Genomic DNA, 14148 nt, shown 5'->3' with positions numbered 1-14148 from the left:
TCAGATGACTAAGTCTCAGATTCTTTCTCAAGCTTCAAGCTCGATTCTTGCTCAAGCGAAGCAAGCACCGAACTCGGCACTTAGCCTACTAGGTTAATCGATTGAAAGGCCACGTTGCCACGTTGGTTATAAGCGCTGTTGATCATAAGCGTTGTTGATCATAAACGTTAACGTTAGGCTTCCACAAATTAGCTCGTGGTGAGAGATGAGCGCTAAACAGACCCAGCTTCGGCTGGGTTTTTTATTGCCTGTTATTTAGCTAAGGGTGTCGTTGGAGAAAGTGCCGTAGTACTGAAAGGAGCAAAAACGAGATTCCCTATCACGCTCGTTCCTCACTGCAGGGAATGACGGCTATAGAGAGGTATTTGCCTCATTGCTAACCTGAACCGAAGTCGTTGGTCGTCATCTCAGAACCGAGTCGAGCGAGATATCAGAGATCTGTTATCTGACTGAATTCATATCGCGTGATTTAACGTGCGGGATCAGCGCCTAGAGTGGCGTTTAACTGGGTTTAATAACAAAGTAGGGTGGTTGGTCTGTAATTAAGGATTGGGATTGCTGTGGCTCTTTGAGGGGTTGTTTACAACGAGGTGAGGAGTAGTCAGTACTGTTGTTTAAGGAACTCGATAAATATAGCAGGCACAAAAAACGCCACCCTTAGGTAGCGTTTTAATTAAAGCAGTTAAGTAATCGAAATTACTTAGTTACTTTAAGAACTGGAGTTTCACCAACAGTTACAGAACCAGAAAGCTTGTTCAGCTCCTTGATTTCGTCCATGTTAGAGATAACAACTGGAGTAAGCGTAGATTTCGCTTTCTCTTCTAGAAGCGCTAGGTCGAAAGTGATGATAGTGTCACCAGCTTTAACAGATTGACCTTCTTCAGCTACACGAGTGAAGCCTTCGCCTTTAAGTTCAACAGTATCGATACCGAAGTGAACGAAAAGCTCAACACCGTCGTCAGACTCGATAGAGAATGCGTGGTTAGTTTCGAAAATCTTACCGATAGTACCGTTAACTGGAGCAACCATTTTGTCGCCAGCTGGTTTGATCGCGATGCCGTCACCAACGATTTTTTCAGCGAAAACAACATCTGGCACATCTTCAATATTTACGATTTCGCCAGATAGAGGTGCGATGATTTCGATTGCACCAGCGTCAGCGCTGTCGTCAGATACTAGCTTTTTCAGTTTGTCAAACAGACCCATTGTGTCATGCTCCTAACGTTTAGTTTTATTCTGTAGAATATACTATACCAATCTAACAAATTAGACGACTATTTTTAGCCGTCTAACTTTATTAAGCTCTTGGTGATTACTGAGTTTTCTCAGCGATGAACTTTTCTACACAAGCTTCAATTTCTGCAGCTGTAGGTAGAGATAGTGCTTCGTCAGCCATAGCTTTAACTTCTGCGAAGTTAGAGTTACGGATTACTTTCTTAACTTTAGGGATAGAGATACCGCTCATAGAGAACTCATCTAGACCCATACCAAGAAGAAGTAGAGTTGCACGCTCATCGCCTGCTAGCTCGCCACACATACCTGTCCATTTGCCTTCTTTATGAGAAGCATCGATTACTTGCTTGATTACAAGAAGAACCGCTGGAGATAGTGGGTTGTAAAGGTGAGAAATCATCTCGTTACCACGGTCAACTGCAAGAGTGTATTGAGTTAGATCGTTAGTACCGATAGAGAAGAAAGCCACTTCTTTAGCAAGGTGGTGTGCGATTGCAGCTGCTGCTGGAGTCTCAACCATTACGCCAATTTCGATGTCTTCATCGAATGCGTGACCTTCAGCGCGAAGTTCAACTTTGTACTCTTCGATTGCTTTTTTCAGTTCACGGATCTCTTCAATAGAAATGATCATTGGGAACATGATACGTAGCTTACCGTGTGCAGATGCACGAAGAATGCCGCGTAGTTGGTCACGTAAGATTTCACGACGATCCAAGCTGATACGTACTGCACGCCAGCCTAGGAACGGGTTCATTTCTTCTGGAAGATCCATGTATGGAAGATCTTTATCGCCACCGATATCCATAGTACGGATAATCACTGACTCACCGTGCATTGCTTCAGCTACTTCTTTGTAAGCAACGTATTGCTCTTCTTCAGTAGGAAGTGCAGTACGGTCCATGAATAGGAATTCAGTACGGTACAGACCAACACCTTCGCCACCGTTGCGCAGGATACCGTCACAGTCTTTAACTGTACCGATGTTGCCGCAAACTTCTACTTGATGGTTATCAAGCGTGATAGCTGGTAGGTCTTTAAGTTTTGCTAGTTCAGCCGCTTCTGCTTCAAAATCAGATTTGATTTTCTTAGCTTCTGCTAATTCAGCGTCAGAAGGGTTGATGATGATCTTGTTGTTCATCGCGTCTAGCACAAGCATGTCGCCGTTCTTAACTTGCTTAGTGATATCGTTAGTACCAACGATAGCTGGAAGCTCAAGTGAACGTGCCATGATTGAAGTATGAGATGTACGACCGCCGATGTCACAAGCGAAACCAAGAACGTAGTCTAGGTTGATTTGTGCAGTTTCAGATGGCGTTAGGTCGTAAGCAACTAGGATAACTTGTTCATTGATATCTGCTAGAGACACAATGTTAATGCCTAGTGCATTTTTAACGAAGCGAGTACCGATATCACGGATATCAGTCGCACGTTCTTTTAGGTACTCATCATCAAGTGACTCAAGTGCAACAGCTTGCTCTTCGATCACTGTGTAGATCGCGTTGTCTGCGTGCATTTTGTCTTTCTTGATGAGTGCTAAAATCTCTTCTTCTAGCTCTTCATCTTCAAGCAGCATGATATGGCCTTCAAAGATTGCTTCTTTTTCTTCGCCAAAAGTTTCAAGTGCTTTTTGCTTTACAACTTCAAGTTGTTGAGAAGATTTGTTACGAGCGTCAAAAAAACGCTGAACTTCTGCTTCAACTTGATCGTCTGAGATAGATTGAGTGTTTAGGACAATTTCATCTTCTTGAAGTAGTAGTGCTTTACCGAAAGCAATACCAGGAGATGCTAGGATGCCTGAAATCATAGCCTTACCTTAGTTGTTCAACTGTAAACGGGAGAATGTGTGACTTTAAGTCGTCGACTAAATGTCGCGCTTATTGCTATCTATTTCGAACAAAGCCACTTTGCTGTGCAAAATGGCTTTGAAAGAAGGAGACCGTATTAGTGTAGTTGATCCATAAGAGCAACTAGGTGGTCTACTGCTTGCTGAGCTTGAGGGCCTTCAGCTGAAATAGTAACGTTAGTACCTTTTACTAGGCCTAAAGTTTGTAGCTTGAACAGGCTTTTCGCGCTAGCGCTTTTGCCGTTAGAAGTCACTGTGATGTCAGCATCGAAAGATTTTGCTTCTTTAACGAACTGTGCAGCTGGACGTGTGTGAAGACCGTTTTCTGCTGTGATTTCTACTTGCTTCTCGTACATTTGATATACCCCAATTAATTTATTTTTTGTAAGTTTGTAACCAGTTCAGCTTAACTGCTTTAACGTAAGTTCGCTAGAGGCTAGTACGCTATGTTCGTGTTAGAACTTAGACTGATTATAAATTTTTATCCAGCCATGGTCGTCTTTTGTTGAGTACTCATGACTTTCAGAATCTGTTTATTGCTTCTTTTATTTTGAAGCGAAAAATAAAACAGAGCTGATATTACCAAAGGTGGGGCAGGGATCAACAAAAAAGCCCCTAAACGGGGCTTTTTTGGACGAAAAATTGATTTGACCACATATTACTGTTGGTTCTCTTTTTCCGTAAAGATGCCTGCAAACAAGGCTGTACTTAGGTAACGCTCACCAGAGCTTGGTAGTACGGTAACGATAGTTTTTCCTGCAAATTCAGGTAGTTCTGCAATTCTGTTTGCTGCTACAACAGCTGCACCAGATGAGATGCCAGCAAGGATACCTTCTTCTTTCATTAGGCGTTGAGCCATCTCAATCGCTTCTTCAGAAGTTACCGATTCAACTCGGTCAATAATCTCTAAATCTAGGTTTCCAGGGATGAAACCTGCGCCGATGCCTTGGATTTTGTGCGGAGCGGGTTTGATTTCTTCGCCTGCAAGCGCTTGTGCGATAACTGGAGACTCTGCTGGTTCAACCGCTACTGAAGTGATGGCTTTGCCTTTTTCACCTTTAATGTAACGACTTGTACCAGTGATAGTACCGCCCGTACCAACACCCGCTACAAACACGTCGATCTCGCCGTCTGTTGCTTCCCAAATTTCCGGGCCAGTTGTCTGCTCGTGAATTTGTGGGTTCGCTGGGTTGTTGAACTGTTGTAGTAGTAGGTACTTGTCTGGATCTGAAGCAACAATCTCTTCTGCTTTAGCAATCGCGCCGTTCATGCCTTTTGGTGCTTCTGTAAGTACTAGGTTTGCGCCAAGGGCTTTAAGTAGCTTACGACGTTCTAGGCTCATTGATTCAGGCATAGTCAGCGTTAGCTTGTAACCGCGCGCCGCAGCTACGAATGCAAGAGCAACACCGGTGTTACCACTGGTCGGTTCAACAAGTTCGATACCTGGTTTCAGAGTACCTGCTTTTTCTGCTTCCCAGATCATGTTTGAACCGATACGACACTTAACACTGAAGCTTGGGTTACGAGCTTCGATCTTAGCTAGGACGTTACCTTTGCTTACTTTGTTAAGGCGGACTAGCGGTGTGTTACCAATCGTTAGGGTGTTGTCTTCGTAGATCTTGCTCATGCGATATTCCTTCATTTAATGACAGAACTAAACGTAGTATATCAATCACTTTACCGTCTAGTGTCTTTCGATGTTTGTTCAGCTTGAATTTAGATTAAACAACTTGAAAAAAAGGTAAAAGGATTAAAAAGTTATATCATATAGATATGTAGCAGAGTTCACGCCTATCTTTATTGGTAAGTGAATCCTCAAAAGATAGGCGCGGAAAGGTAAGTTGGCTCGTTTATCGACGAGAGTGTAATGCTTGTTCTTTGAATTCAACAACCCACATGGCTGTGGCACCACAAACGGCAACAGGTACCACTATCAGGTTTAAAATTGGGATTGTCGTAAACACAGATACAAGCGCACCGAAGCTGTAGGTCTTACCTTGTTTTTGTTTCAAAATGTTTCTCATATCATCGAATTTGATTTTATGGTTATCAAATGGGTAATCAGCGTACTGGATAGCGAGCATCCAGGCGGTGAAGATGAACCATAAAAACGGTGCAACGGTTTGTCCTAGTGCTGGAATTAACAAAAGTAGGAATAAACCGATCGCTTTTGGCAGAACGTAGACAAGCTTGCGCCATTCTCTCGCTAATATACGTGGCGTATCTTTGAGGACATCAAGTAAACCATCGTCATTTACTTTTTTGCCACTAAGCAGTTCTTCTACCTTTTCTGCGAGTAATCCATTGAACGGCGCAGCAATGAAGTTAGCGAGCGTGCTAAAGAAGTACGAAAACGTGGCCAAGACGGTTATGACAAGTAGCGGCCACAAAATGTATGACAACCACGACAAGAAGCTTGGCAATGCACCAATCCATCCTTCAATCCAAGTGTTGAGGTTGGAGAAGATATAAAACAAAGCACCACCAACGAGTAACACGTTAGCGATGAGTGGAAGTAAAACAAACTTGCGAATACTCGGTGACAAAGCGATTTTTATTCCGAAAATAAAATAGCCAAAGCCTGAGCGTGGAATAGATTCAATAGTCATATTTAAATTAGGTCACATGTGAATTTGGTTAAATAGCAAACATCCCTAGTGTACTCGACCGAAATTAAGAAAAAAAGCGTGGCGAAAATCACACCATGTAAGGAACTAATTGTATTAAGTTGTTCTAAAACAGTGGCTACTTTTGATAGAGTAGTGAGATTGGCCAAATTAACCCAACTTAGTGACAGCATCTATATAGCTAGTTGACTAAGAAAGCTGAGAGCGAAAAATGCAGGAATTGCGATTTGTACTCATTATTGTTGGCGCGTTAGCTATCGCCGCATTATTGTTCCATGGTCTATGGACGAGTAAAAAAGAAGGGAAAGCAAAGTTTGGAGATAAGCCGCTTGGTAAGCTTGATAACGATAGCTTAGATGAGTCTGAAACGATCCCAAACCGTTCATTCGCCCCAGAAGATGATTTTGAGATAATCAGAAAAGAGCGTAAAGAGCCGGACTTTGCGGTTTCACCGTCTGCTACGGATCCGCTGATTGACTCTGACCCACTAACAGCACCACAAACGAAAGAAGTTATCGAAGATGACATCGAATTGAATGATCTTCCTTCTTTCAGTGTTAAAGAAGAGCCAGTTCAGATCGAAAGTGAGCCAGAAGAGATCGAAGAAGTTGTCGAGCCTGAGGTTCCCAACTTTGAATTGACTGACGAGCAAAAAGAAAACCATGCTGGCTTTAAAGAGCAGTATGGTTCGTTTGAAGAAACTATTGATACCGTTACTGAGCCACTAGCTCCCAACAAAGCACTGACGCCGAGTGAACCGCTTGTTACTAAAGTAGACGTTGCTAAAGAAGTCGTTGCTCCACAAAACGCAGCGCCTATAGAAGAAGCTAAGCCAGATGAAGAGCTTGGCTTAGAAGTTATTGTTCTCAATGTTCACTGTGCTGGAGAAATCCCATTCGTAGGTACTGAACTTTTCCGTAGCATGGAGAATAACGGCTTAACTTATGGTGAGATGTCTATCTATCACTGCTTTGCACAATCTAGTGATGAGCCAAAAGTTATTTTCAGTGTTGCGAACATGATGCAGCCAGGAACGCTAGAACATGATGATCCTGCTGATTTTACAACGAAAGGTATTTCGTTTTTCATGACGTTGCCTTGTTATGGTCAAGCCGATCAGAACTTTAATGTAATGCTAAGTGCAGCTCAGAAAATTGCTGATGATATGGGCGGAAACGTTTTGGACGAGTCACGTAACTTAATGACACCCAATCGCTTGTCTGACTACCGTAAACAAATCAGAGACTTTATGACGGCAGCCAATGCCTAGCCGTCTTGTTTAGCCTTATAAATAATCTATATTTATAGAAAAGGGCTCCTAAGGGAGCCCTTTTTGATATTTCAATCACGACAGAGAATGATATGAAAGAATCGATTCAAGTTACCTTAGAGCAGTTAAGAGAAACTCTGCACTATCATGCCGTTCGTTATTACGTAGAAGATAGCCCCGAGGTTCCTGATGTTGAGTACGATCGATTAATGCAACAGTTGCTAAAAATCGAAGAAGAGAACCCTGAGCTTGTGACGGTGGATTCGCCAAGCCAACGTGTCGGTGGACAGCCTTTAGATGGGTTTACGCAAGTGGCTCATGAAATCCCAATGCTTTCGCTCGACAATGCATTCTCTGATGACGATTTAGATGCGTTTAATAAGCGCATGTCTGATCGAGCGCCAACTGCGAACCTAAAGACCTTCTGTTGTGAGCCTAAGCTTGATGGTTTAGCTGTGAGCTTGCTCTATGTAAACGGCACCTTAGTACAGGCAGCGACGCGTGGCGATGGTGCGACTGGCGAAAATATTACTGAAAACGTACGTACGATCAGCTCAATTCCGCTTAAGTTACAAGGTGAAGGCTGGCCAGAGCGTATTGAAGTACGTGGCGAAGTGTTTATGCCAAAAGCGGGCTTCGACAAACTGAATGAACTGGCGTTGAAGAAAGGCGAGAAAGTCTTTGTGAACCCACGTAATGCCGCCGCAGGTAGCCTGCGTCAGTTAGATTCTCGTATTACAGCTAAACGTCCCTTGGCTTTCTACGCATACAGTGTCGGTGTTGTAGAGGGCGCTGAGCTATCAAATAGCCACTACCAACGCTTTCTGCAGTTGAAAGGCTGGGGCTTGCCTATGTGTCCTGAAACTAAGCAGTTAAGCTCGCTTGAGGATGTAAAGGCGTATTACCAAGATATCATGACTCGTCGTGATGCTCTCGCTTACGAAATTGATGGGGTGGTGATTAAGGTTGATGACATTGCCGCACAAGAAACTCTTGGTTTTGTTGCACGAGCACCTCGCTGGGCAATTGCTTACAAGTTCCCAGCTCAAGAAGAGATCACTCTGCTTAACGATGTTGAGTTTCAAGTAGGCCGAACAGGCGCTATTACGCCCGTTGCTAAGCTTGAACCTATCTTTGTCGGTGGTGTGACGGTGAGTAACGCCACACTACACAATGCCGATGAGATCGCTCGTTTAGGTGTGAAGGTAGGCGATAGCGTGATTATCCGTCGTGCCGGTGACGTTATCCCTCAAATTGTGGCTGTGGTACTCGATCGTCGTCCTGAGTCGGCAAAAGATATTGTATTCCCTGATGCTTGCCCAGTCTGTAACTCTGCCGTTGAACGTGTCGAAGGCGAGGCAGTAGCGCGTTGTACTGGCGGTTTAGTGTGTCAGGCACAGCGTAAAGAAGCGCTTAAGCACTTTGTGTCTAGAAAGGCGTTGGATGTCGATGGCCTTGGTGTAAAAGTGATAGAGCAGCTTGTCGACCGTGAAATGGTAGAAACTCCAGCCGATCTCTTTAAGTTAAGTGCGGGCGTGATTACGGTTCTTGATCGAATGGGGCCTAAATCGGCACTGAATGTAGTGAGTGCGCTTAATAAAGCCAAAGACACGACATTAGCGCGTTTCCTTTATTCTCTAGGGATTCGAGAAGTGGGCGAAGCGACGGCTATGAACTTAGCTCAACACTTTAAGACGCTGGAGTTGGTTCAAGCAGCAACCCATGAACAGTTGGTTGAAGTGTCAGATATTGGTGACATCGTAGCAAGTCACCTCACGAGCTTCTTCTCGCAGGAGAAAAACAGAGCCGTAGTCGAGCAGTTGCTAGAGCTTGGTGTTAACTGGCCTGCAATCGAAGCTGTTGCGGATGACCAAGAGTTACCGTTAGAAGGTAAAGTGGTTGTGTTGACGGGCTCACTGTCTAAATTAGGACGCAGTGAAGCGAAAGCCGCTTTGCAGGCTTTAGGTGCAAAAGTAACCGGTAGCGTGTCTAAGAAAACGGATATCTTATTCGCTGGTGAAGCCGCTGGTTCTAAACTGACTAAAGCACAAGATTTAGGTATCGAAATAAGAACAGAAGAAGATCTAATTGCACTTATTTCGTAAGTAAACCAAGGTAAAAAAAGCTCAAAAGCACTCCTTTAAAGGGAGTGCTTTTTTTGTGTCTGCTACAAATTAGATGTCTTTTTAATTGTTGAGAATTTTGTACCTATACGAACTATCAAAAAGGGACAGTGATGCCGCTCAATATTAATGAAATACCATTCTAGTTGTATCATAATTGCGAGTCATATCTATTTTTATAAAGTGATAATTGCATTAACTTATTGAATTCATTGGCATTGATTTTGTTTTGGTGAGGTTTTTTCTATTTGTCGATCTGGATCACTAAGTACCTACTAAATTTGCACCAACTCATATTTTTTTAGATGAGAATTAAGTTCTCATTGATCTTTTTGAGGGCGAAGTTAGTCTTAATGCCATGGATGCACATGATGTGTATAACCAGAAAGGAAATAGAGAATTCAGAGTTTAGGGTTCTCAAACAAGAAAAGGTATTTCTCTCTACGGCGGCCAACTTTAGGCGGGGAATATTCAAACAGCTATATCCATTTTTAGGAGTTTTATTCCATGGAAAACAAAATTTTCAAACGTACTCTACTAGGTGCATCCGTTGCACTTTTATCGACAGGCGTAATGGCGAAAGAAGTTGGTATCAACTCTGACTTCAACGTTGACGTATACGGTGTTGCGGCTATCTCTGTAGTTAACTACAACACAACTGACAACAGAGACGACAGCTCAGGTTACGCTGTAGAGAATGAATCTCGTATCGGCTTCCGTGCTCATAAAGATATGTTTGATGATGTATTAATCACAATGCAAATCGAATCTGGCTACGTAGATAGCACAGACTGGTCTCATGGCGGTGTTTCAGGTGGTGTTCTAGGTTTCCGTGATACTTTCGTTGGTGCTTCTGGCTCTTGGGGTAACCTACGTGTGGGTCGTGTTCTTACGCCACTATACGAAATCGTCGATTGGCCATACTCTAACCCTGGTCTAGGTTCTGTATTCGATTGGGGCGGCATCAACGGTCACTACGATCGTCAATCTAACCAAGTACGTTACGATTCAGCTAAATTTGGTGGTTTCTCTTTTGCAGCTTCTGTTGGTCGTGATGATAACGACAACGGTGGCGGTGCTGCGACTCGTGATGCGAACTTCGTTGGCGCAAGCGCTAAGTACAGCTTCGAAAAAATCACGTTTATGGCTGGTGTTGAATCTGGTACCCGCGTAGTTGCTGCTTCTGGTGGTGAGTACGTTACTGCTCAGGAAGAAATTAAAGACAGCGCTGGTAATGTTCTCCATAACCCTGGTGATATTTACAAAACTGATACTGTAGCTGGTTATGATGACGACACATTCGCATATATTGTTGGCTTCGAAGCAAGTTTACCAGCAGGTTTTGGCATAGCGGCAGCGTTTAAAGGTGAAGAGCTAGACAACGGTATCCGTAAGCAAACACAAGATTCTTACTCTGTTATTGGTCAATACTGGAATGGTCCAATTGGTTTCAAATTGGGTTACGCAGCCAACTTAGAGTCTGAATTGAATGGTCAAAAAGAAGCTGGTTCAGATAGCAGCACTATTTCTGGTCAGTTAATGGCGGTTCATAACGGTTTCGTACCTTACCTACGTGTAGCGGGTCGTACTTTCTATAAAGATGGTGTTGAAGATACAGATATCGTAACTCGCGTTGGTCTTGAGTACGGTTTCTAAGCTAACGTTATCAGCTTAAAATTAGTTAAATAAAATCAAAACGCTGGTAAATTATTTTGCCAGCGTTTTTTCCATAGTGAACATAAGGAATTAGTCATAATGAATAAAGTTAGTGTAGTTGTATTATCATTATTTTTGGGAGCTTGTAGTTCACTCGATTCAAAAAGTAATTTTGCAGATTCAGTGGCGGATGTGCAGCCTAAAGGCGGTTATATTCAGGTTACTGGACAATCTTACGTTGCGGAAAGTAAAGCGAATGTAGGAGCAGACATCCTGAAATCGTCACTCTACTTTACGTACAACAAAGAAGTAACACAGAACTCGGCTCCAGAATCTTCAATTATCATGGATGTTAGCTACTTCCAGAGCTATAAAGAATATGAAACAGTTAGCTTCCTAGGTAAGACGCTTGAGTTAGAAGATAGACAAGTACCAAGAGAGAGTTGCAGCGAGCACTGTACTAAGACTCAATATATTAAATTTCCATTAAGCGAAGCTGATATTCAGCAAGCAAGAGAAAAAAACTTAGAGTTTACGCTTGATGGACAAAACTCAGTAATGAGTACAACTTTCATTGTGCCGAAAGCGTATATCGACACGATCTACAACGGCGCAAATAATCATACTGCGATCGCGGTTGCCCCAGTCGCGGTACCTGTAGCAGCGGTTGTTGCTGAAGAACCAGAAGCTTCTCAAGCTCAAGAGATGGTTAACTACTGGTATGGACAAGCAACAAAAGAAGAGCAGTCTGCAGTGACAGATTGGGCATTCAAAAATCGTAAGAACGCTTCTCCAGCATCAATTGAAGGCTCAAAAGAAATCGAAATGGTTTCATATTGGTTCAATAAGCTAGACAGTGAAGAAAAATCTCAAACTATGATTTGGCTGTTAGAGCAAGAGTAAGCCTCTAGCTATGTTTTTCAACCGCAGTATTGTATAACAGCAGTACTGCGGTTTTTCGTTTTAGACCGCGCTCTTTGTTTTAGGTAACGTTTGAATTATAGGTAGTAGAGTGAATATTGGTGAAGTAGCTAAACGTGTTGGTACAACAGCGAAATCCATTCGTTTTTACGAAAGTAAAGGCATGATGAGTCCCCCGCATCGCTCCGACAATGGCTATAGGCAATACGGCGAGATTCACATCGAACAGTTAGAATTTGTACTGAGAGCTAAAATGGTTGGATTTACGCTTGATGAGTGTAAGGCGCTTGTTGAGCTGGCGATGAATCCCAACAGAGAAAGCTACGAAGTAAAAAAGAAAGCAACGCAGAAATTAGATGAAATAGAGTTGAAGCTTGCTGAACTCAATAAGATGAAGGCTCAGTTGCAATCTTGGGTACATGATTGCCCTGGAGATACCTCAAACGAATGTCCAATTTTGAATAATTTGTCAGGCCGAAAATAACTTACTTTTCTTTAAAACTTATCTGGTAACCAAGCAGTGTGTCAGGCAGTAAAAAATTACTAGCCTGACGTTAGTTACCTATCAAAGCACCTTTCCGCCATAGTGTTTGCAGATCAACAATGGCACATGAGTGACTGCGTTTCCATCTGAACACTTCACAATAGGTCCCATGTTCCCGTTACCTGGAGACTGACTGCTCGCCAGAGCACTGCCGAATGACAGGCTGAATATCGCTGTTAAAATTATTAGAAAATGTCTCATACTGACTCCGTTATGTTTATCTCTTGTTGAGATAAATGAAAGTATGGACAAGGAAAAGAAAATTTCAAAAATTGGACGGACTTAACATTTTTAATAATTATAATTAAGCGAGAGGGTGGCTCACTATTCATATATATATTGCTTAAGAAATCAGCCTTTCTTATATCTTTTTAGCTCAATCAAAATTTTTAGCTTTACGAAATAAGAACTTATTTTTTTTTCTATTCAATCTATCGTAATGATAATTCGAATGTTCTTTGTTCTTTAAACTGATTAAAGCCTACATTTATCGATAATGTAGGCTTTATATGTTAATTGGTTATAAAGGTTGAATTATTAGAATTATTCCGTCTAACGCCACAATCTTAATTTCTGTGCCTGATGGGATATCTTGGCTAGCTCTTGCTGACCAAGAAGAGTCTCCTACCTTAATTCGGCAGTTACCTCTTTTGATATCTTCAGTTAATAGTACGGTTTGTCCCAGCAACTGCTTTTCTCTCTGATTCAGTTCCCGACCCGCATCTGAGTGCTTGTCATTGGACAGCTGTCTTCTCCACCATAACCAAGTAGTGATGAGCGAGAAGCTGGCGAATGATAGCCATTGCATCTGCCAACCCAGTGGTAATGCACCCAAAAGAGCCCCGACGAGCATGGCTGATATACCAATCCAAAGAAAGTAGCCAGCCGTTCCGATAAGCTCAAGAGCCAATAGTGCTAGACCAAACGCCAACCAATGCCAGTGGTTTACTTGTTCTAGTAATTCGACCATAAGTTAGTCCTTACTGCCTTTGTCATTGCTTTGTGCAAACATCTCGGCGATGCCTGCGACTGAGCCCATTAGCCCTGTCGCCTCTAACGGTAACATAATGATCTTACCGTTTTCTGCTTGGCCAATCGATTTCAGAGCATCAGTATAGCCTTGTGCGATGAAGTAGTTGACGGCTTGCATGTCGCCTTGAGCAATCGCGTTTGATACCATCTCTGTCGCTTTAGCTTCTGCTTCTGCTGCACGTTCACGAGCTTCGGCTTGCAGGATAGCTGCTTGCTTTTGGCCTTCTGCTTTTAAGATTTCTGATTGCTTATGACCTTCGGCTTTTAGGATCTCAGCTTGTCTTACACCCTCTGCCTCTAAAATATCAGCACGCTTGTTACGTTCGGCTTTCATTTGAGCGTTCATCGCTGCGGTTAGATCCGCTGGTGGTTGCACGTCTTTGATCTCGATACGTGTCACTTTGACACCCCAAGGGTTTGTTGCTTCATCGACGATGTTTAGCAGCTTAGTATTGATCATGTCACGTTGGCTAAGCATCTCATCCAATTCCATAGAACCTAATACGGTACGGATGTTAGTCAGGGTTAAATTACGGATCGCGTGTTCAAGGTCGTTGACCTCGTAAGTTGCTTTGGGCGCATCGATAACCTGAACAAAACAGACAGCATCAATCATGACATTGGCGTTATCTTTTGAAATGACTTCCTGAGCTGGAATATCGAGTACGCGTTCCATCATGCTGATTTTCTGACCAACCTTGTCAATGAATGGAATGATTAGGTTCAAGCCGGGTTGAAGGGTGTGTGTGTAGCGACCGAAACGTTCGACAGTCCAGTTATTACCCTGTGGAACGGTTTTGACACCAGCGAAAATAAAGAGCAGTGCGACGGCAGTAAAGACGCCAATAGTAATCAATGTATCAATAGGCATACAAAATCCGGCTCTTCTCCGCTTAGAT

General features: G+C 42.9%; 14 protein-coding genes. 6 read left to right on the top strand and 8 right to left on the bottom strand.

All coding sequences use genetic code 11. From position 1 onward, the window contains the following. The coding region (locus tag BCT49_RS03620) for a flagellin (protein WP_253804769.1) at positions 1 to 97 on the top strand (97 nt) is incomplete at its 5' end. A 599-nt stretch (positions 98 to 696) separates the two neighbouring features. On the opposite strand, the gene crr is transcribed toward BCT49_RS03620, so the two are convergent. From crr to cysZ, 5 genes are all read right to left on the bottom strand, one after another. Further along, positions 697 to 1206: a PTS glucose transporter subunit IIA gene (crr, locus tag BCT49_RS03615; protein WP_004737851.1), complete on the bottom strand. Its 510-nt coding sequence runs from the start codon at positions 1204 to 1206 to the stop codon at positions 697 to 699. A gap of 106 nt (positions 1207 to 1312) precedes the next feature. Continuing rightward, positions 1313 to 3037 carry a phosphoenolpyruvate-protein phosphotransferase PtsI gene (gene ptsI / locus BCT49_RS03610; RefSeq protein ID WP_017106090.1) on the bottom strand — a complete coding sequence of 575 codons (1725 nt, stop codon included), beginning with the start codon at positions 3035 to 3037 and terminating at the stop codon, positions 1313 to 1315. Between the two features lie 137 nt (positions 3038 to 3174). After that, positions 3175 to 3432, bottom strand: coding sequence for an HPr family phosphocarrier protein (locus BCT49_RS03605; protein ID WP_004734263.1), 258 nt, complete (start codon positions 3430 to 3432; stop codon positions 3175 to 3177). A 302-nt stretch (positions 3433 to 3734) separates the two neighbouring features. Then, positions 3735 to 4703 carry a cysteine synthase A gene (gene cysK / locus BCT49_RS03600; RefSeq protein WP_017061934.1) on the bottom strand — a complete coding sequence of 323 codons (969 nt, stop codon included), beginning with the start codon at positions 4701 to 4703 and terminating at the stop codon, positions 3735 to 3737. 223 nt (positions 4704 to 4926) lie between these two features. Further along, entirely contained in the window at positions 4927 to 5685 is a 759-nt protein-coding gene (cysZ, locus tag BCT49_RS03595) for a sulfate transporter CysZ (protein ID WP_102281185.1), read from the bottom strand. 229 nt (positions 5686 to 5914) lie between these two features. On the opposite strand from cysZ, the gene zipA reads away from it, so the two are divergent. From zipA to cueR, 5 genes are all read left to right on the top strand, one after another. Then, the gene (gene zipA / locus BCT49_RS03590; RefSeq protein WP_102434177.1) at positions 5915 to 6973 is read left to right on the top strand and encodes a cell division protein ZipA; all 1059 of its coding nucleotides are present in this window, start codon (positions 5915 to 5917) and stop codon (positions 6971 to 6973) included. A 92-nt stretch (positions 6974 to 7065) separates the two neighbouring features. Then, positions 7066 to 9078, top strand: coding sequence for an NAD-dependent DNA ligase LigA (gene ligA, locus BCT49_RS03585; protein ID WP_102434176.1), 2013 nt, complete (start codon positions 7066 to 7068; stop codon positions 9076 to 9078). Between the two features lie 525 nt (positions 9079 to 9603). Beyond that, positions 9604 to 10752: a porin gene (locus tag BCT49_RS03575; protein ID WP_076669102.1), complete on the top strand. Its 1149-nt coding sequence runs from the start codon at positions 9604 to 9606 to the stop codon at positions 10750 to 10752. 99 nt (positions 10753 to 10851) lie between these two features. Beyond that, positions 10852 to 11655, top strand: a complete 804-nt coding sequence (locus tag BCT49_RS03570) for a DUF2057 family protein (RefSeq protein WP_102434175.1) — start codon at positions 10852 to 10854, stop codon at positions 11653 to 11655. Between the two features lie 109 nt (positions 11656 to 11764). Continuing rightward, positions 11765 to 12157 carry a Cu(I)-responsive transcriptional regulator gene (cueR, locus tag BCT49_RS03565; protein WP_065110942.1) on the top strand — a complete coding sequence of 131 codons (393 nt, stop codon included), beginning with the start codon at positions 11765 to 11767 and terminating at the stop codon, positions 12155 to 12157. An 81-nt stretch (positions 12158 to 12238) separates the two neighbouring features. On the opposite strand, the gene BCT49_RS03560 is transcribed toward cueR, so the two are convergent. The 3 genes from BCT49_RS03560 to BCT49_RS03550 form a co-directional block, all read right to left on the bottom strand. Continuing rightward, positions 12239 to 12418: a hypothetical protein gene (locus tag BCT49_RS03560; RefSeq protein WP_017061927.1), complete on the bottom strand. Its 180-nt coding sequence runs from the start codon at positions 12416 to 12418 to the stop codon at positions 12239 to 12241. 319 nt (positions 12419 to 12737) lie between these two features. Then, entirely contained in the window at positions 12738 to 13187 is a 450-nt protein-coding gene (locus BCT49_RS03555) for an NfeD family protein (protein ID WP_102353303.1), read from the bottom strand. A gap of 3 nt (positions 13188 to 13190) precedes the next feature. Then, complete coding sequence (locus BCT49_RS03550) at positions 13191 to 14120, bottom strand: SPFH domain-containing protein (protein WP_017106099.1); 930 nt, start codon at positions 14118 to 14120, stop codon at positions 13191 to 13193. Positions 14121 to 14148 lie beyond the last annotated feature (28 nt).

The sequence above is a fragment of the Vibrio lentus genome, from assembly GCF_002875945.1.
GTDB classification, from domain to species: Bacteria; Pseudomonadota; Gammaproteobacteria; order Enterobacterales; family Vibrionaceae; genus Vibrio; species Vibrio apostichopi.
This window is presented reverse-complemented; position numbering and strand designations above follow the sequence as displayed.